General features: G+C 56.0%; 20 protein-coding genes and 1 tRNA gene. 1 reads left to right on the top strand and 20 read right to left on the bottom strand.

All coding sequences use genetic code 11. The features are described from left to right. Positions 1 to 11 precede the first annotated feature (11 nt). From aupA to QPL95_RS09850, 13 genes are all read right to left on the bottom strand, one after another. The gene (gene aupA, locus QPL95_RS09910; RefSeq protein ID WP_008170331.1) at positions 12 to 1349 is read right to left on the bottom strand and encodes an alkane uptake protein AupA; all 1338 of its coding nucleotides are present in this window, start codon (positions 1347 to 1349) and stop codon (positions 12 to 14) included. A gap of 483 nt (positions 1350 to 1832) precedes the next feature. Then, the gene (locus tag QPL95_RS09905) at positions 1833 to 2924 is read right to left on the bottom strand and encodes an aldo/keto reductase (RefSeq protein ID WP_008170333.1); all 1092 of its coding nucleotides are present in this window, start codon (positions 2922 to 2924) and stop codon (positions 1833 to 1835) included. An 84-nt stretch (positions 2925 to 3008) separates the two neighbouring features. Next, positions 3009 to 3815, bottom strand: a complete 807-nt coding sequence (locus tag QPL95_RS09900; RefSeq protein ID WP_008170335.1) for a dienelactone hydrolase family protein — start codon at positions 3813 to 3815, stop codon at positions 3009 to 3011. Between the two features lie 78 nt (positions 3816 to 3893). Further along, complete coding sequence (locus tag QPL95_RS09895) at positions 3894 to 4460, bottom strand: TetR/AcrR family transcriptional regulator (protein ID WP_008170337.1); 567 nt, start codon at positions 4458 to 4460, stop codon at positions 3894 to 3896. Between the two features lie 43 nt (positions 4461 to 4503). Continuing rightward, on the bottom strand, positions 4504 to 5172 hold the full coding sequence (locus QPL95_RS09890; protein WP_008170339.1) for a cupin domain-containing protein: 669 nt from the start codon (positions 5170 to 5172) through the stop codon (positions 4504 to 4506). A 63-nt stretch (positions 5173 to 5235) separates the two neighbouring features. Next, the gene (locus QPL95_RS09885) at positions 5236 to 5856 is read right to left on the bottom strand and encodes a glutathione S-transferase family protein (RefSeq protein ID WP_011783969.1); all 621 of its coding nucleotides are present in this window, start codon (positions 5854 to 5856) and stop codon (positions 5236 to 5238) included. 262 nt (positions 5857 to 6118) lie between these two features. Beyond that, positions 6119 to 7405 carry a translesion error-prone DNA polymerase V subunit UmuC gene (gene umuC, locus QPL95_RS09880; protein ID WP_303290814.1) on the bottom strand — a complete coding sequence of 429 codons (1287 nt, stop codon included), beginning with the start codon at positions 7403 to 7405 and terminating at the stop codon, positions 6119 to 6121. Continuing rightward, on the bottom strand, positions 7402 to 8151 hold the full coding sequence (locus QPL95_RS09875; protein ID WP_303290813.1) for a CLCA_X family protein: 750 nt from the start codon (positions 8149 to 8151) through the stop codon (positions 7402 to 7404). Before QPL95_RS09875 ends, umuC begins: the two co-directional genes overlap by 4 nt. Beyond that, positions 8148 to 8591 (bottom strand): translesion error-prone DNA polymerase V autoproteolytic subunit, encoded by a 444-nt coding sequence (gene umuD / locus QPL95_RS09870; RefSeq protein ID WP_199457149.1) that lies wholly within the window; start codon positions 8589 to 8591, stop codon positions 8148 to 8150. The genes QPL95_RS09875 and umuD overlap by 4 nt, the downstream gene beginning before the upstream one ends. Positions 8592 to 8895: 304 nt before the next feature. Continuing rightward, a complete protein-coding gene (locus QPL95_RS09865; protein ID WP_303290812.1) occupies positions 8896 to 9438 on the bottom strand; it encodes a YqiA/YcfP family alpha/beta fold hydrolase in 543 nt (180 codons plus the stop codon). Positions 9439 to 9597: 159 nt separating this feature from the next. Next, positions 9598 to 10548, bottom strand: coding sequence for a TraI domain-containing protein (locus QPL95_RS09860; RefSeq protein ID WP_303290811.1), 951 nt, complete (start codon positions 10546 to 10548; stop codon positions 9598 to 9600). Next, positions 10535 to 11758: a tyrosine-type recombinase/integrase gene (locus QPL95_RS09855; protein ID WP_303290810.1), complete on the bottom strand. Its 1224-nt coding sequence runs from the start codon at positions 11756 to 11758 to the stop codon at positions 10535 to 10537. Before QPL95_RS09855 ends, QPL95_RS09860 begins: the two co-directional genes overlap by 14 nt. Continuing rightward, positions 11751 to 11984, bottom strand: coding sequence for a hypothetical protein (locus QPL95_RS09850; protein WP_303290809.1), 234 nt, complete (start codon positions 11982 to 11984; stop codon positions 11751 to 11753). The genes QPL95_RS09855 and QPL95_RS09850 overlap by 8 nt, the downstream gene beginning before the upstream one ends. 128 nt (positions 11985 to 12112) lie before the next feature. Between QPL95_RS09850 and QPL95_RS09845 the strand changes: the two genes are divergently transcribed. Further along, entirely contained in the window at positions 12113 to 12370 is a 258-nt protein-coding gene (locus QPL95_RS09845; RefSeq protein WP_303290808.1) for a helix-turn-helix transcriptional regulator, read from the top strand. Positions 12371 to 12564: 194 nt separating this feature from the next. On the opposite strand, the gene QPL95_RS09840 is transcribed toward QPL95_RS09845, so the two are convergent. The 7 genes from QPL95_RS09840 to QPL95_RS09810 all read right to left on the bottom strand — a co-directional run bounded on the left by QPL95_RS09840 (position 12565) and on the right by QPL95_RS09810 (position 17398). Further along, positions 12565 to 12641, bottom strand: a tRNA-Met gene (locus QPL95_RS09840). A gap of 74 nt (positions 12642 to 12715) precedes the next feature. Continuing rightward, positions 12716 to 13399 (bottom strand): ribonuclease HII, encoded by a 684-nt coding sequence (gene rnhB / locus QPL95_RS09835; RefSeq protein ID WP_303290807.1) that lies wholly within the window; start codon positions 13397 to 13399, stop codon positions 12716 to 12718. Beyond that, the gene (gene lpxB / locus QPL95_RS09830; protein WP_303290806.1) at positions 13399 to 14577 is read right to left on the bottom strand and encodes a lipid-A-disaccharide synthase; all 1179 of its coding nucleotides are present in this window, start codon (positions 14575 to 14577) and stop codon (positions 13399 to 13401) included. Before lpxB ends, rnhB begins: the two co-directional genes overlap by 1 nt. Positions 14578 to 14595: 18 nt before the next feature. Further along, entirely contained in the window at positions 14596 to 15387 is a 792-nt protein-coding gene (gene lpxA / locus QPL95_RS09825; protein WP_303290805.1) for an acyl-ACP--UDP-N-acetylglucosamine O-acyltransferase, read from the bottom strand. After that, complete coding sequence (gene fabZ / locus QPL95_RS09820) at positions 15387 to 15824, bottom strand: 3-hydroxyacyl-ACP dehydratase FabZ (RefSeq protein ID WP_303290804.1); 438 nt, start codon at positions 15822 to 15824, stop codon at positions 15387 to 15389. Before fabZ ends, lpxA begins: the two co-directional genes overlap by 1 nt. Positions 15825 to 15835: 11 nt before the next feature. Next, the gene (lpxD, locus tag QPL95_RS09815; RefSeq protein WP_303290803.1) at positions 15836 to 16861 is read right to left on the bottom strand and encodes a UDP-3-O-(3-hydroxymyristoyl)glucosamine N-acyltransferase; all 1026 of its coding nucleotides are present in this window, start codon (positions 16859 to 16861) and stop codon (positions 15836 to 15838) included. A gap of 39 nt (positions 16862 to 16900) precedes the next feature. After that, positions 16901 to 17398 (bottom strand): OmpH family outer membrane protein, encoded by a 498-nt coding sequence (locus QPL95_RS09810; protein ID WP_303290802.1) that lies wholly within the window; start codon positions 17396 to 17398, stop codon positions 16901 to 16903. Between the last annotated feature and the right edge of the window lie 23 nt (positions 17399 to 17421).

Here is a 17421-nt window from a genome sequence, read left to right as displayed (position 1 = left end):
GCCGCACCTCTTCAGAATTTCAGCGTAACTGAGCCGCTGAACACGTGAATATCGCCATCCGCAGTAACGTCTTCTTCGTTTCCGTTGAAATCAACAATGGTGAAGTCGCGCTTTTGCAGCATCTGATACTGGTAACCGAGGTCCACGCGAACGGGGTAGGCCAGAAAACGGGTACGGTTGTACGTTGCACTGAGGCCAAGTCCAATAGAGATCTTGTCGGTATCCAGGTAGTTAACTTCCCGGTTTCGAGTGGTTTTCAGGGGGGATTCTCTGTAGGCGACACCAGTAAGGAACATGAAGTTATCATTTAACCTGTACTCGCCACCGATACGAGGGACCAGGATGTCGTCAAACTGCATCCGGGCAGCGGGGGAAAGGCTGGCCTGATCCTTAATGGTGTCGCCGGCAAATTCGTCCTCCAGTTCTGACCAGTTCTGTTGTTCGATACTGCCGCCAATGCGCCAGCCGTCACCTTGATACTGAGTGCCGATGACCCAGGTTTCCGGCTGAAAGGAGTCGATCGTCGTGACCGCAAGGGCAAGTCCCGGGTCGGGAATCGTCTGGCTGACAATGATGTTTGCATCGACGCTAGTGGAAGATGCTGATTTTGCCCGGTAGGCCAGGGCCGTTTCCCAGCCGCTCAACCAACAGCCATTTTCAGGGCAGAAGGTTTTGCCCCAGTTGATGGAGGTACTGACAATTGACTTTACAGAGGGCTCGGCATTAACAGACAGGCGCTCACGCTGTGTCTCACCGGCGAGGTTCGATATCGCATCGAGGTCGGCTTTGGCTTCAAGCGTGATCCTTGCCGAAATGCCGGCATCAATACCACGCCAGATAGTGGTGGCAGCACCGATATTGAGGAACAGGGGCTCCTTGCCGTACTCCAGGAACTGGCCGCTTTCCGATGTATTTGAAGAAAAAGCCAGCAGTTCCTTGCCGTATTTCTCCACTCCCGCGATGAAGCCAAGATAGATCGGATGGTCAGAACGAGTCATTGAGGTGAGATTGGTTTTCATGCCGATCAGCACATGCTGGCTCGGAGAATCGGCGAGTATATCGCTATTGCGCTGAGGGCTTTCCGCCCTTAGTTCCTGTTCAGCATGAAGCAGGCCAACGGTCAGCTCACCCTTGGGATCTTTTGTCAGATATGCAGGGTTATAGTAGGTGGCAGACACCTGATCATTGAACATTGAGAGAGACTGAGCTGTGGCCACGTCGACCGCCATTACCCCGTAGGTGGTGCCGATGTTGCCCATGCTGGCCTGGGCAGAAAGAGAGAATCCTGCGGAAAGTATTGCAACTGTAAGGGATATCGCCCTTACCGAAAACCGGGGGAAGATCGCCATTAATACACTCCATAGCTCTTTGTTTTTGTCTATACGCCGGTGCTTCTGTCTGGGGAAAGGCACACGTTGGTTTCGGATAGGAGTATATGTTGCTTGTCCTTTCAGGAATCTGGCTTTCTTGACGCAACTTAACGGCAGTAGAGCCAGGCATTGCCATTGCCGGAAGTTGAAATGCATGATTGACATTTCGCACTTTGCGACTTTTTAGAGTGAGTCTCGGGCTTATCGGTACTGGGGATCTCGAGGGTTGTCAAAACCTATAACTTGTAAAGAGACCTGTATAAGCAGGGGTTACATTCCAGACAGGTCCAGCGCGAACATTAAAATGGAATCGATCAGCCTAACTCAGCCTCAGCAACAGCCGGCAAATCCAATAAAGCGATCAGTGGGCATGCGCTTCTGCGTTTTACAATATATTCATGCTCTCCTCCCCCGGTAGCCGCACCAGAGCGGCGCGGCTACCCGTGATATCAATTGGCGACATCATTCTCCCGGCTTTACCGGATCCCGGTACCCCGCCATCATCTTCATCATCCAGCCCGGGTACTCCTCGGGCAGGCGGCTGACTTCATCCAGGGCTACCAGTTCATCGTCGGACAAGCGGATTTGGGCCGCGCGGATATTGTCCCTGAGCTGCTCGGGCCGCTTGGCGCCAACGATGATGCTGGTCACAGGCTTCTGGTGTAGCAGCCATGACAGGGCAATCTGTGCCACATTGACCGGTTCGCCGTCGATCTGTTTGCCATCGGCAATCTCCCGCATAACCTTGATGACTTCGCTGCCCCGCTCGCGGTTGACGGGCGGAAAGTCAAACTTGGCGCGCCGGTTTTCTTCGGAAACGTCCGGCCCCTCGTATTTACCGGACAGGTAACCCCCGGCCAGTGGGCTCCACACCATCAGACCGACGTTCTCAGATTCCAGCATCGGAATAATATCCCGCTCCAGATCGCGACCTACGAGGGTGTAGTAGGCTTGCATGGATATGATCGGGCACAGGTTGCGGGCCCGGGTGATGCCGATGGCTTTCATCACTTGCCAGGCGGCCCAGTTGGACAGGCCCACGTAACGCACATGGCCTTGCTGCACCAGGGTGTTCAGTGCCTCCAGAGTTTCCTCGATCGGTGTGGCCGGGTCAAAACCGTGGATCTGGTACAGGTCAATATAATCCGTTTGCAGGCGCGCCAGGCTCGCCTTGCATTCGCTCATTATATGGCCGCGGGAAGCACCACGGGCATTGGGGCCAGCCCCCATGGGGCCAAGCACCTTGGTCGCCAGCACCACATCTTCGCGGCGAACGCCGAGATTCTTCAGGGACTGGCCGACGATGCGCTCACTGGCGCCGAAACCATAGATGTTGGCGGTATCGATAAAGTTGATCCCCGCCTCCAGGGCGATCTTCACGAGTTCGTCGGCCTGTTCCTGCTGCAACTGGCCGATCAGGCCCCAGATGTCCTCATCGCCGCCGAAGGTCATGGTGCCCAGGCACAGTTCGGATACGAACAGCCCCGAGTTGCCCAGCGACTTGTAGCCTGGACGATTGTCTCCATCGAACAGTGGTAAACTCTCAGTTGCCATGTTGCACCTCATCATGCTTTTCGGTTGGTGTTCCAGAATTCACTGTAAATACTGCCGGTTTCGGTTTGTTTGCACTCGCTTGTGTTACTGGGTGAAGATGGCCTTGTAGAAACGCATGGTGCCATCCCAGGAACGGCTGGCAGCCTCTTCATCATAACCAACCGGCATGCCGAACTCCTCGGCGATCTTGTCGGCGCCTGGGTTGGTGAATGAGTGCAGTACTCCGGGAAAGCTCACCAGTGTCAGGTCGACTTCGGCATCCTGCATCTCCTTGACCAGGCCCGCGACCTGATCCGAGGGGACCAGCTTGTCGGCACCGCCGGTGTACACCTGGATCCTGGCTTTCACGGACTCGGGTTCAGCCGTGAGGGGGCTGCCGAGCGCGCCGTGGAAGCTGACAACGCCGTCCAGATCGACGCCCATGCGCGCCATGTTGAGAACCACGGCGCCGCCAAAACAATAACCCTGTGCCGCAATTCGGGACGCATCAACACTTTCGTGGTTCTTCAGGATGTCCATCGCCTTCATGAAGCGCGCCTTGACCTGACTCATGTCCCGAGTGGCTTCCTGCATGAACTTCTGGGCGGTATCGGGATGGTCGGCTTGTTTGCCAGAGCCATACATATCCAGCGCAAACGCCGTATAGCCGGCCGAGGCAAGTCGTTCTGCCTGATTCCGGGCAAATTCATTGTGCCCCCACCATTCATGGACCACCAGAACCCCCGGACGCTTTTGCCCGAATTCATCATCCCAGGCCATGTAGCCGGTGAAGGTCTCGTCGCCGACTTGATACTCGATGGTTCTGGTTTGCGTTTCTGCCAGTACCTGCGTACTTGCAACAGTGAGTGACAGCGTGGCTGCTGCCAGTGCTGTTTTCAGGGTGCTCATCATCTGTTTGCTCCTTTTCGCTCGTTATGAGTCAATTTGCGTAGCGATTCTGTACATCAAAGCGCGATTCCTGTCCCGTCGTTACTGGCAGCGGGCGCGCAGCAGTCGCGTTGCGGCATCAAACACGGCGAGGTCTTCTTCGGTGCGCGCGGCAAGGTGGGCCCCTTCCAGCATCGCCAGGGTCGCCTGCGCTTCATCGGCGGGACCCAGGATGGCCGAGACGGATCCATCCCTTTGTCCCAGTTCAAACGTTGCCGTAATCCACTGCAGAACCATTGCGCGAACGGCGCCGACTCTGGCAATAACGGTGTCGGACAGGCTTTCGCGGCAGGTCGAAAAGGCAACGCACAGACACACGGTCTGGCCATCATGCAACGCCCCGCGGTACAGGGCAATGAGTGCCTTGAGGCGCGCGCCAGCGCTGGCATGGGCTGCGTCTATCTCGGTCAGACCCTGCTGCAGACTGGTCTGATAGCGCTCGATCAAGGCTTCGGAGAGCTTCGCCTTGGTGGGGAAATGATAATGGATCGAGGCCTTTCGAATGCCGATGGCCTCGGCCAGATCCGCGTAGCTGAACCCGTCAAAGCCCCGTGACCGGACGGTGTGCTCGGCAAGATCCATCAGGGCTGTTCTGGTATCACGGTTCATGGTTGTTCACCTGTCTGCCTTTTCAATCCCGCTATTGCCGGGCTTATACCCTCGGTGCCCCGGCAAATCGCAGGTGCCCCGTTTTCATCCAGATCTTGGCGCCGTCGTCCCCGGCCGTCACGGACAACCTGTGTCCTTCAGGGAGGCGCAGCCAGTCATGCCTGGCCAGCACCTCGCCATCCCTGATAGCCGAACCTTCGACCACCAGCAGTTCGATTCCGCCGGGCGCCTCAGAGGTCAGTGTCGCCCCCGCATCGAGCTGGCTGTAGGTCACGATCTCACGATCGTCCTCATGCAGCTTTGCGGTGGCAACGCCGCCCACTGGGGCGCCCAGCTCGGCCTCCATATTCTTGCTGAACTGGGTGCGGTCGGCCAGGTCGAACTGCCACAGTTTCACAAATATCGTGCAGCCCGTTTCAGAGCCCGGAATATGTGACGTGGTTGGGGGGTTGCGCACGTAGGTGCCAGCAGGGAAGTCACCGTGCTCGTCCTGGAACACGCCATCGAGTACGATGAATTCTTCTCCACCGGTATGGGTATGCGCCGAGAAATGACTGCCCGGCGCATAACGCACGATGGTCGTGGCGCGGGCAACTTCGTCCCCGATCCGGTCCAGCATGCGCCGCTCCACCCCTTTCATGGGCGAGGGCTGCCATTCAATCTGGTCGGAATGCATAACCACCGGTTTGGAGAAATCTGCATTAATCTCCATGATATTCCTCCCTTTTGTGCCCTTCATGTTTTCAGCGCTTGCATTAAATCCGAAGGTTTCGGATTACCCGGAAATTGAAGGACGGGCTGCGACTTTTGCGCGCCAGGCCTGGAGATTGGTCAGAGACTCGGGAATGTCAACCTTCGCGAAATCCGCAAACCCCAGGCCGGCAAAGGCGGTGATGTCTGCGACCGAGAAGCTGTCGCCTGCGAGAAACTCGTTGTCCGCCAGAACGCTGTCAAGGTAGGCCATGGTTGCGCTGGCAATTTCTTTCTGTTTATTACCCCACTCAGCGCATTGCCAGGTTTCCAGATCCGGACCAAGCCCCGGGGTCGCGTGGTGGAAATAGGCACCCACGGCGTTCATCAGACCGTTTTCTGCCCGCAGATTCATCATTGCGATACGGGCACGCTCCGCTGGGGTTGTACCCATAAGGGACGGACCATCAAAGACGCCGTCGATATATTCGGTGATGGCATTGCACTGGGCGATGCAGGTGCCGTCGTCAAGTTCCAGCATGGGCACGGTGGCATCCGGGTTTTTCGTCTTGAACGCCTCGGAACGGTGCTCGCCGCCCATGACATCGACCGGGACGAATTCCACCTGGTTTGTTGCGCCTTTTTCTGCCAGAGCGATGCGAACGCGGAGCGGGTTCGGGAAGCCTTCGATATCGTAGATTTTCATTGATTGCCTCTGTTGGTCATTAAACATGCGCCAATTAATCTACCTATTAGTAGGTAGGTGTGCAAGAGGCAATTTGATTGTTCTGCTTTTCTTTGATCTGTTGACAAGACATTCCAAACGCCAAGAACAGCCCGGGCCTTCTTGCAGTACATAGCCAAACCAAAAAGCCAGCTTCTCAGTTAGACGATTTGATAAATATCGAAGTGTTTTTGTTGAAAGAAGCGTGGGCGAACGAGCAGCCGTGAATGTTCGCTTATGTTTACTAGCGAACCTTCGGCAAGTCATCCCAGCAGGTCGTATACGCCGGCGACAAATGCCCCCGCCGCATCGCATAAGCCGCAGGCCCGGCCTCTCTGGCCATGTAGACCGTCGCCCTGGACTTCCGGTTGATGGTATCCATCACCGCCATCAGGCGTTCCGATCTACCACTGTCTGGCGCCTGCTCCTGCGCGGCTTGGAAGAGATCCTCCTGAACACCCGACTCATCCACCAGCTCCTCCAACATAACGCCGGCCTTGGCGTAATCAAAACCTTCCCGATACATCGGTCGAAGCAGGTTCAGAGCCTGCTGCACAATAACCCGGGAGTCCTGGCTGGGCTGGATGAGCTTCACGCTGGCACTGCGTGAATACTGCGGTGCCGTCGCCTTGAACGGATTGGTTCGGATGAACACCATCAGCTCTCCCGCATACTGCTGGCCTCCCCGCAGCTTCTCGGTCGCGCGGGTCGCAAAGTGCGCTACGGCTTCTTCCAAGTCGCTCAGTTTCTGAAGGGGCTGACCAAACGATCGGGAGCACATAATTTGTTTCTTGGGCGGTGGCGCATCGTCCCACGGAACACAGGGCACGCCGTTGAGCTCCCGGGCGGTGCGTTCCAACACCACAGAGAACTGTTTTCTGAGCGTTGCCAGATGGGTATCCGCTAGTTGTAACGCCGTGACAATACCCATGGTCTGAAGCCTGGCACTGAGTTTTCGCCCGACACCCCAAACCTCCTCAACCGGTACCCGCGCCATCAGCCGCCGTTGCCGGTCGTGGTCCGTCAGATCGACCACGCCTCCAGTGGCTGGATATTTCTTGGCGGCATGGTTGGCCAGCTTGGCCAGGGTTCGCGTCGGAGCAATGCCCACACAGACCGGTAAGCCAACGTTCTGATACACCGTGTTCCTGACCTCTCGCCCAAAGTTCTCGAAGGACACCACCCGGTCAACGCCGGTCAGGTCCAGAAACGCTTCATCGATGGAATAGACATCCACTTTGGGAGCCAGGGCTTCCAGAGTCGTCATCACCCGCCGGCTCATGTCGCCATAGAGGGTGTAGTTGGAGGAGAACACCTGGATGCCGTATCGGCGAATTTCCGGTTTAATGTGATGAACCGGCACGCCCATCTTGATCCCAAATTCCTTAGCTTCTTTGGAACGGGCGACGACGCAGCCGTCGTTGTTGGACAGCACCACAACCGGTGTATGACGAAGATCCGGACGGAACAGCTTCTCGCAGGAGGCATAGAAGTTATTGCAGTCCACCAGGGCGAACACAGGCTTCCTCATCCGGCTTTGGCCTGTTCCCGGTACAACGCAGCCCCGAGCGCGGCAAAGTAATACTGAAAGGTGTCATTGATCCGCTGGCGATGCTCGCCCTGCGGATACAGGCCCGCCTTGGCTTCATCAGAGTGAACGGTTCCGTTTACCAGAAATCGGTTACGCGGCTGGCTGTCTTCAATAAAAGCTTCAAAGGCGCGGGCGCACAGCTCCTCCGGCTTGGCGTAATAAACCGTTTTCAAGTGCTGATCGGCCACCTGGGCGGCTCGGAACAAAGTGCTGGGTGCTGTGCCGTCCTCCGTCAGCATGATGGCCTGGAAGCAAGCGCCTAGCCGTTCATTCAGTGGATGGGGTTTACTGCTTACGCTGTTCAGCCAGGCACTGGAAGCGAAGCCGCACGGTCCGGCATTCCGGTAAGCTTTGCCACCCATGTAGTGATCAAAGGCATGAAACCACTCATGAGCCAGGCTACCCGCGCCGGCGTTCTTGGCCAGCGCCAGCTGTCGGGTGGCGGGAATGTAGTGCGCGGCCACGCCCAACCGGCCGCCGATGCCATACTGCAGGCCCAGCGTGCTCCTCAGGGAGATCAATGGCTCCGGTCCTCGCAGGATCGTCATCAAATCACACAGCGCCTGATAGAACCGGCCGGCTGCCCGGTCCCGCTCCTGGGGCGTTACCCAGCGTCCGACCTCGATGCTGCGAAAATCGAACCGTCGTCTTACGGTGACAAAGGATACTGCCGATTCAGGTGTCATCCCTGCCCTCCCCGCTTGAGTGACCGGATGACGTTGGTGACCACCCCAAACACCTCCATCACCATATCGCCCTCGACGGTAATAGGCCGGTACGCTGAATTCCGTGGAAGGAGCCGAACGGGCGGTGGCGTCAAATGCAATTGCTTCACCGTCATCTCGCTTTCCAGGCTGGCGATGATGATGTCTCCGTGCTTGGCTCTCAGCGACCGATCCACCACCAGGACATCGCCGGGATAGATACCCGCCTCAACCATAGACTCTCCCTGCACTCGCACAAAAAACGTGGCAGCCGGGTGTTGAATACACAGCTCGTTCAGGTCAATGGTTTTCTCAACATAGTCTTCCGCCGGCGATGGGAAGCCAGCCGAGACCCGTTCAAGAAACATCGGGATGTTCAGGCGTGAGACGGATTCGTAGTCACCAAGCAGAATGCAGGACATGCTTTACACCGGATACTGTTTGAATATACAGTATTTTGGCGAGACAATACGTTTGGGTCAACCCATCATTGGGCCCAGTGTTCTATACTCGGACTAATGCAGCTGCCAGGAAGGCGGGAGGAGTCTGTATGAAAAGCGTGGTACTGATGTTTGTTGGTGGCTTAGTGGGTGGCCTGATCGGTCCGGTGACGGCGTTGATCGGTGTGGCAGCCGGTTACGTGTTAGGTCGCGCTTTGACACATTCGGTCGCACCGAAGCCGAGAGAGGAACAGTCGCACTGTCGTTAACGCCGCCCCTCGTAGCGTTAATCCTTCACATGCTCCCGAACAAGCTCTAGCGCTTCTTCCATGTGCTCAAACCGGTGACTCCCGCCCTCAAAGCTGTGTACCGGAAAATAACCCCCAAGCGCCCTGACGGTGTCGTTCCACGGAAGCAGTTCATCCCCCTGATCCAGCAGTACTAACCCTCTGCCATAATGGGTGAAAGGATAGTAGCTAGAAACCACGTCTTCCGTCAGTTGATAGGCCTGCCCCTGATGATCGACATCCGGCCCTATCCAGGACTTGAGAGTGTGGGCAGGATCCGTCACCGGGTTGATGGCAACAAACGGAATGCCGGATTCGGCACCCAGAATACCCGCCAGCCATCCCCCCATCGAGGTCCCAACCAGAAGGTCCGGGTTCACTTGCATCAGTTTGTCCAGGCTATCTTCAATGACGTCTTCCGAAACTTGAGTGTAATCGATGTCGTGACCATAGACAGGGCCAAGCCTGGCGAGCGTTTTGAGTTTGTCGCTGGTGATATCGAAGCGGCTGGCGAAGCCGTGGAGGTAGTATATTTTCAGCATATCCTTCGCTCTGGACGCGGTATTTTTCCTGACCTTAGCACCGTTGCCGGGTAAATGCCTGTTTCACAGCCTAGCTGCTGTCCTCACACAACATCGAATAAAAAAAGGGGTGTGGCCGCAACATGCTCACACCCCTCACTGTAGTTTTCATCCGCCTCATCAGTGAGCTTCTATCGATGGCCGCCAATATGTGTTGTTTCCGAGCCGCCCAAAACCGATTGGCTGGCGCTTTAGATAGGCCTTCCGCTGATTGTCAGCCATAGCACTCTGGGCATCAGCGTCCCGAACATAGCGGGCAAGCGTCATGGCAGGGGTGGCACCGTAGCGCGCGCCGGGGGAGGCGCAGGTCCAAATGTGCCGGAGTGCAAGCGCCGCATCAGGGTCTACCCTGTCGAGATAAGCCAGACCGTAGGCGCAGGCCTCCAGAGTTAGGTCGGCGTGGTCGCACAACCTTGCGGTTGCTGTCGGCTTACCCCAGGTGTCATGGGTGTAGGTTTTGCCAATATCGTGCAACAAACCAGCGACGAAACCGAGCTCCTGAAGTTCCCAAGGCATCTCGGGTTCATTGGCCTTCGTCATGACCAGAACGTTCTTCGCCACCTCCAGGGAATGAGCCAGCAGGCCGCCAGGCTCACTGTGGTGGTAATTCCTGCTCGCCGGAGCTTTCATAAAGACTTCCAGCCTGTCACGGCGCTCCAATACTCGCTTAATGAACATCTGTAATGGGGCTGACCGCAAAGACCGTACCGCAGCCACCAGCTGATCCAGTGCCTCCGGCTTAGGGCAGAACGTTCGTGGCAAAGTCTGCAGTGCCGGCAAGCCGGCAACGTCTGCCTGCAACGGGCGACGGATATCGGTCAGCAAAATCTCACTTTCCTCCGCACCGACACAGACCTGTCCTTTGACTACAACTAGATCCATATGCCCGAGATGCTCTGGGATCACGATAGAGCCGATCACCGCCAATACAACAATGTCGCTGGCACAACTGCTCAAGCGAAGTTTCAGATACGGGATACCCTCATCATCAAAACAGGCAACACGCCCCGTCAGTCGGTAGGTGCCTTTAAAAGTTTCCTGCATCAACGGGCGTAGATCATTCAGTTTCATCACCTACCTCCTTATCGTTTTCGATGACCCGACTCTGAATCAGTCGCTCAAAGGCGCTGCCATCCATGCGAGTCAGGTTCGGGATGTATCGGGAATACACTTTAAACAGCATTTCCGTTGAGGAATGGCCCAGAGTGCGGGCGACCCATTCCGGGTTTTCTCCCGACGCGAGGAGTAGCGTCGCAGCTGTATGCCGCGTCTGGTAGGGACGGCGTTTTTTTAGTTTGAGATGCTCCAGCAGCGGGTACCAGACACGCTTAGTCACGTTGTTATGGTCAAGTGGCTCACCCAGCCGGTTGCAAAATACGAACTTGCTGAGCTTGCCGGTGGCCTCGTACTGGGCCTTGAGTGCATCGTACACCGGGCCAAACATGGGAATTTCCCGCTGAGAGCCATCTGTTTTGGTGTACTCGGTCTGGCCATGAATGAGGGTTTCTCGCACCAGGATTTCCCGTTTATCGAAATCCACATGCTCCCACTTGAGGCCGTCAACTTCCCCTGTGCGCATGCCGGTGTAGAAACGCACCAGGTAGTAGTTGCGGTAATCTTCCCTGACTATTTCGAGGATCTTTTCTACCTCATTCAGGGAGAAGGGCTCGATGTGTACCTTCTGCTGTTTCAGCGGCTTGATGTTCAGGTAGGGATTAGTGAAGTCAAACCGCTCCGCCGCCTCCGTCAGAATCATCCGCAGAATGGTCATGTGGCTGTTGATGGTTTTGGGCGACATCAAACCACTCGCCCCCCTTCCCTTCCGACGCGCCATCTTGTTACGCGCAGCCAAAATGTCTGGTTTGGAAATCTCGCCTACCCGTTTATCCTTGAAGGCTGGCTTCAGAGAGCTGGCCAGAATGGATTCCACATTACGAGTGTGGGAATTCCGCCACTGGATTTTCGATTCGAGGAACCACTGGTCAGCGAAGTCTGTGAACAGAGGAGTAGTAGATTCTGACTGACCAAGAACACCCTCACCATTTTTGGGAAGGACCCCAGCGTCCTCAAGCTTTTTGAGGTTTTTGCTTCCCGGAAAGAACTCGGCGTAGTCAAAATCCCCAACCAACATTTTGGCTTCCATTCGCTGGATCAATGTCTCCAGCTGTTTACGGTTGCGGGCGGTGTCACTCAATAAAGTCTGCTCCCTGCAGCGTATTCCTTGATACCGGAAATCGATAAAGAGCTTCTTGGTATCGACTCGTGCTCGCACCTTAGCCATGACAAACACCTCCGCTTGCCATCGGGATGGCCAGATTGTTGTGAGCCATGCTGAGCATGTCTTCCTCGATGATCTCCCAGATGTAGAGGATTTTTCGGCCGCCAAATGGGCGGATATAATGTTTACCCTCTAACAGGACGCTGTCTTTCAGACACTGACGTATGGTCCGGGGGTCGTACTTGATACGCTCTGATAGCTCTTCAGTTGTCAGGTATGTGTTGTTCATGAGAACATCTCCTTTTAACAATCAATGATCAGTTGATAACTTTTTTTATCACCTGATCATTAATATACGCCCTATCGCGATAATTGCAAGTGGCGTTTGATACTTTTTTTTATCAAAAGAGCAGAGAGATGATCCGTTTCCATTTGAAGGAATTGATAGCAGATAAAGAATTTGCCGAGAAACGGCGAATCACTATTGGTGAAATTGCTAAGGACACCGGCATCAACAGGATGACACTATCGAAAATCATCAACCATCCCGGCCACAGCACAGTGACGGACAACATTGATAAGCTATGCACTTATTTCGACTGTTCAGTTCAGCAATTGATCACGCACATCAAGGAAGCGGCGGATGAGTCGGAGGGATCCGAAGGCGAAAAGTGACTCTCTTTTTATGGCATGAGGGCAGGAGCTAATGTCCTGTGCCCCAGAAGACTTACGGTCAACAACGAAGAGGGGCCAAAATGTCCAGATCGGAAATTGGCACGCATAGGGCACGGTGAGGGCACGGAGAAAATTTCAGGATCGGAAAACAAAAAAGGCAGACCAGTAACTAACTGATCTGCCTTTCTTTTTTATGGTAGCGGGGGCAGGATTCGAACCTACGACCTTCGGGTTATGAGCCCGACGAGCTACCAGACTGCTCCACCCCGCATCAAACTTTTTGTTGGCTTTCGGGGCTAACCCCGATCAACGTGGCGCGAATATTACAGACAGTTTTTTAATACGTCAACCCATGGTTTCGAATAAATCGGAGGGGTAGATCATGGAGTTGTCCGCACCGCTCTCGCCACGGTAAAGCCCCACGGTGTCGATCGCCTCCTGCACGGGCCGAAATGAGCGACGGTGTTCCGGGGTTGCGCCAAGGCGCATCAAGGCTTCCTGGTGAACCGGCGTGGGATAACCCTTATGCTTGGCCAGACCAAAACCCGGGTACTTTTGTTCCAGCACCGCCATTTCCCTGTCCCGGGTCACTTTGGCAATAATCGACGCAGCACTGATGGCCGCTACCCGACTGTCTCCTTTCACCACAGGCTCTGAAGGCCAGGACCATTCGGGGCACCGGTTGCCATCCACCAGCACGTATTCCGGGGCTATCGACAGACCATCCACTGCCCGTTTCATGGCCAGCATCGTCGCCTGATAGATGTTCAGGCGGTCTATTTCAGCGGCTTCGCAGCGCCCGAGGTTCCACGCCGCTGCCTTTTCAACGATTTCGTCGTAGAGCTTCAGGCGTTTCTTTTCAGTCAGTTTCTTGGAATCAGCCAGGCCTTCAATCGGCCGCTCGGGGTGCAGAATGACGGCAGCAGTGACCACAGCACCGATCAAGGGGCCGCGACCCACCTCGTCCACACCGGCCAGCAACCAGCCCGGGTAGGAGCACTCAAACGGTGGCAGATGTTTTTCTGCCATCAGCGCTTTCTCTCAATCAATTCAGAGACCGCGGCTGCAGCGCGCTCATCTGCATTCTGCTTCAGGGTCTCGTGAAGTTCGGAGAACGCCTCCTTCAACCTGGCTCGCTCTACATTGTCTTCCAGGCGTTCCAGCACTGCGGCGCCGAGCGTGTCCGGCGTCGCATCGTCCTGCAACAACTCCGGCACCAGCGCCTTCTGCGCCAACAAATTTGGCAAGGCAACCCAGGGCACCTTGACCAGATGCGAGAGCAACTTGAAACTGAAATTGCTTAAACGGTAGCCCACAACCATGGGCTTTTTCAAAAGCATGGCTTCCAGCGTGGCCGTCCCGGACGCCAGCAAAACCACATCGCTTGCTGCCATTACCTCCCGCGAGCGACCCCGTACCAGTGTCACCGGCAGCGTAACCTCCAGGGACTCAACCAGCGCCTGAACCTGCCGTTCCCGATCCCGATTGACGCAGGGAATCACCAACTGAAGATCAGGCCTGCGCGCCTGGAGCCAACGCGAGGCTTCAAGAAACAGGGTACCCAGGCGCTCGACTTCCCCGCTCCGGCTACCCGGCAAAACAGCAAGCACCGGCTTGCCCGGGTCCAGGCCAAGGCTTTCACGGGCGGCCAGGGTGTCTGGGTCCATAGGTATCCGATCCGCCAGGGGGTGCCCCACAAAGGCAACCGGTACATCGTGCTCCTCGTAAAACCTGGCCTCAAAGGGAAACAGTGTGAGCATCAGGTCAACCGACTTGGCGATCTTGAAAATCCGCTTCTGGCGCCATGCCCATACCGACGGGCTCACATAGTGCACTGAGGGAATACCCGCCTCCCGGCATCGGCGCTCTATGGCGAGGGTGAAATCCGGTGAATCGATGCCAATCACCACATCAGGAGGAGTGGCAAAGAAATAGTCCAGTAGGCGGGCGCGAATGTTGAACAATTCACGGATACGCCCCAGCACTTCGACCAGCCCCATAACAGACAGCCGATCCATGGGAACCAGGGAGTGAAAACCTTCAGCGATCATTTCGTCGCCGCCAATACCCACAAAACGAGCCTTGGGGTAGCGGGCACGGAGAGAACGGATAAGCCCGGCACCCAGGATGTCTCCCGATGCCTCCCCGGCAATGATCGCAATGGTAACCTTGCGGGAGCTGACCGGATCAGCCTGAGCGTTAGACACTGGCAGTCTCCTGCCAGCTCAGCGGATGATGCCGCGATCCGATCCCCGGAGCGAGGCGATCAGCGGTTTTACGACGGTGATGTCAGAAAAATCTTTTTCAAGCTCTTCCAGAGCCTGCTCGGTGGTCAGGCCCTGACGGTAGATGACCTTGTAGGCACGGCGCAGGGCAAGCAGCTCATCTTTGCTGAACCCGCGGCGCTTCAACCCCTCGACATTCATGCCATGGGGCTGAGCGGACTGACCACTCGCCATAACATAGGCCGGGATATCCTTAAGCACGATGCTGCCACCAGCCGCCATACTGTGGGGGCCGATGTGACAGAACTGATGCACCATGGTGCCGCCGCCCAGAATCGCAAAATCACCGACGGTGACATGGCCAGCCAGAGTCGCGCAGTTGGCAAGAATGGTGTTGTCACCTACCACACAGTCGTGAGCCACATGCACGTAGGCCATCAGAAGGTTGTTGCTGCCAATTCGGGTTTCACCGCGATCCTGAGTAGTGCCCCGGTGAATGGTGCAGTTTTCACGGATAATGTTGTCGTCGCCGATCACCAGCGTGGTCGGTTCTCCGGCGTACTTCTTGTCCTGGCACTCTTCCCCGATACTGGAAAACTGAAAAATGCGGTTATTCTTGCCAATAACCGTGGGGCCTTTGACGACCACATGGGAGAGCACTTCTGTGCCCTCACCAATTTCAACCCCCGGCCCGATGTAGCTCCAGGGACCAACGGTAACGTTATCCGCCAGTTTGGCTGACGGGTCCACAATCGCTTGAGGATGGACACCCGACCAGTCATTTGTCGCCATCAAACTTCTCTCTCAGCGGTAAGGATTTCAGCCACGCATACGACTTCACCGTCAACCAATGCGCGGCAATTGAACTTCCAGATTCCACGCTTGCCAGAAACAAACTCTGACTCCATGTCCAGGCGGTCTCCGGGCAGCACAGGGCGCTTGAATCGCGCCTTACTGGAACCAGCGAGATATTGTACCACGCCGTCAGAAGGTTTCCGTCCAACGGTCACAAAACCGAGAATTCCAGACAACTGGGCCATAGCTTCGATGATCAGCACACCGGGCATGATCGGATTATCAGGAAAGTGCCCGGCGAAAAACGGCTCATTGAACGATACGTTCTTGTAGCCCTTGATCGACACACCCTTCTCAACCTCGGTTACCCGGTCTACCAGCAGAAACGGGTAGCGGTGCGGCAAGTACTCAAGAATCTCATCGATTTTCATCATGTTAATCGGCCTCAGCCCTCTGATTTCTTTTCCAGATCTATGATCCGCCGCGCCAGAGCATCCAGCTGCCGGAAGCGGACGGCATTCTTTCGCCATTGCCGGTTGGTATCCGCAATAACACCCGAGGAATACACCCCGCTCTCACTGATGTTGTTGGTGACCATGGTCATGCCGGTCAGGTGCACCTGATCTGCGATATCAAGGTGACCCGCTACCACCGAAGCACCACCGAACACACAGTGTTTGCCAATCCGGGTACTTCCGGCAATGCCGACCATAGCGGCCATGGCGCTGTGGTCACCTATCTGGACGTTGTGGCCAACCTGGATCAGATTATCCAGTTTCACGCCATTGCCAATAACAGTGCTGTCCAGCGCTCCCCGATCGATGGTGGTGTTGGCGCCAACTTCCACATCATCGCCCAGGGTTACACCACCCAGTTGCGCAATGCGATGCCACACGCCTTTTTCGTTAGCGAAGCCAAAACCATCAGAACCGATAACCGCACCACTGAGAATATGGCAGCGCTGCCCAATCACCACATCGTGGGCCAGGGTTACCCGGGGGCGGAGTACGGAATGATCCCCGATACGGGACCGGGCACCAATACAGGAACCGGCACCTATTACGACCTGCTCACCAATACAGGCCTCCGCCTCAACAACCACGTGGGGGCCGATGCTGGCAGACGGTGAAACAGTCGCACTGGGGTCAATAACAGCCGTGGGGTGGACGCCTTCAGGCGCCATAGGCGTCGGGTCAAACCAGTGGCTGAGGCGAGCGTACCCCAGGTAGGGGTTGTCCAGTAACAGGACGTTGGTCTGAGCTTGCTCTGCCGCCGCCTCAGAGACAATCACCGCCGCAGCTTTCGTGTCTTTCAGGTACTTGCCGTAGGAGGGATTCGCCAGAAAGCTGATGTGGCCGGGGCCGGCAGCCTGCAATGTGGCCAGGCCGGTCACCCGGACATCCGGATCTCCCCGGAGGCTGGCCCCCAACGCATCGGCAATCTCCTGCAGACGGTAGGACTTCTGTGCCATTGTATTCTCCAAACACCTGGGCCGGGGAGGCCTTGCTTGTTATTTGTTCAGTTTGTCGAGCAGCTGAGACGTCAGGTTCATTTCCGGCTTCACGTAAACCACAGCTTCACTGGGAAGTATGAGGTCCAGGTTGTGCTCGTCGAGCAACTCTTTTACCGCAACATCCACTTCCGGACGGGCGTTCTCAAGAAACTGCTGCTTGCGCTGGGAAACCGTGGCGTCCAGGCGCTGCTTCAGAAAATTGAATTCCTGTACCTTTTCCTGGAATTCGGTCGCCAGTTTGTTCCGCTCGTTTTCGTTCATCATGGAACCGTCTTTCTCGAGGCGGTCCTTCAGTTTACGGGCAGCTTCCTGCGCATCACGCACCTTGGCCTCATCGCCGGCAAAATCCTTCTGCAACTGATCACTGAAGGCCTGAGCGTCGTTTGATGAGAAAAGCGCCTGGCGCAGATCTACAACACCAATACGGGTCTCTGCCATGGCCTGAAATGAAAAGGCCAGCAACAGGGCGCCAATCACAGCTGAAATACGGGTCATCGGAAATCTCCTTTGTTTCATCC

It is taken from the genome of Marinobacter sp. SS5-14b (assembly GCF_030541005.1).
In the GTDB taxonomy this organism is placed as follows: Bacteria; Pseudomonadota; Gammaproteobacteria; order Pseudomonadales; family Oleiphilaceae; genus Marinobacter.
Note: the sequence above shows the minus strand (reverse complement) of the source record. Positions and strands in the feature narration are given on the sequence as shown.

Coding starts and splice junctions, on each gene's coding strand:
- QPL95_RS09900 (WP_008170335.1), bottom strand. CDS start 3,815: ATGATGAGCACCCTGAAAACAGCACTGGCAGCAGCCACGCTGTCACTC.
- QPL95_RS09905 (WP_008170333.1), bottom strand. CDS start 2,924: ATGGCAACTGAGAGTTTACCACTGTTCGATGGAGACAATCGTCCAGGC.
- QPL95_RS09895 (WP_008170337.1), bottom strand. CDS start 4,460: ATGAACCGTGATACCAGAACAGCCCTGATGGATCTTGCCGAGCACACC.
- rnhB (WP_303290807.1), bottom strand. CDS start 13,399: ATGGCAGAAAAACATCTGCCACCGTTTGAGTGCTCCTACCCGGGCTGG.
- fabZ (WP_303290804.1), bottom strand. CDS start 15,824: ATGATGAAAATCGATGAGATTCTTGAGTACTTGCCGCACCGCTACCCG.
- umuD (WP_199457149.1), bottom strand. CDS start 8,591: ATGTCCTGCATTCTGCTTGGTGACTACGAATCCGTCTCACGCCTGAAC.
- QPL95_RS09875 (WP_303290813.1), bottom strand. CDS start 8,151: ATGACACCTGAATCGGCAGTATCCTTTGTCACCGTAAGACGACGGTTC.
- QPL95_RS09885 (WP_011783969.1), bottom strand. CDS start 5,856: ATGAAAATCTACGATATCGAAGGCTTCCCGAACCCGCTCCGCGTTCGC.
- lpxD (WP_303290803.1), bottom strand. CDS start 16,861: ATGGCACAGAAGTCCTACCGTCTGCAGGAGATTGCCGATGCGTTGGGG.
- QPL95_RS09860 (WP_303290811.1), bottom strand. CDS start 10,548: ATGAAACTGAATGATCTACGCCCGTTGATGCAGGAAACTTTTAAAGGC.
- lpxA (WP_303290805.1), bottom strand. CDS start 15,387: ATGGCGACAAATGACTGGTCGGGTGTCCATCCTCAAGCGATTGTGGAC.
- QPL95_RS09845 (WP_303290808.1), top strand. CDS start 12,113: ATGATCCGTTTCCATTTGAAGGAATTGATAGCAGATAAAGAATTTGCC.
- umuC (WP_303290814.1), bottom strand. CDS start 7,405: ATGAGGAAGCCTGTGTTCGCCCTGGTGGACTGCAATAACTTCTATGCC.
- QPL95_RS09855 (WP_303290810.1), bottom strand. CDS start 11,758: ATGGCTAAGGTGCGAGCACGAGTCGATACCAAGAAGCTCTTTATCGAT.
- QPL95_RS09865 (WP_303290812.1), bottom strand. CDS start 9,438: ATGCTGAAAATATACTACCTCCACGGCTTCGCCAGCCGCTTCGATATC.
- aupA (WP_008170331.1), bottom strand. CDS start 1,349: ATGGCGATCTTCCCCCGGTTTTCGGTAAGGGCGATATCCCTTACAGTT.
- QPL95_RS09810 (WP_303290802.1), bottom strand. CDS start 17,398: ATGACCCGTATTTCAGCTGTGATTGGCGCCCTGTTGCTGGCCTTTTCA.
- QPL95_RS09890 (WP_008170339.1), bottom strand. CDS start 5,172: ATGGAGATTAATGCAGATTTCTCCAAACCGGTGGTTATGCATTCCGAC.
- QPL95_RS09850 (WP_303290809.1), bottom strand. CDS start 11,984: ATGAACAACACATACCTGACAACTGAAGAGCTATCAGAGCGTATCAAG.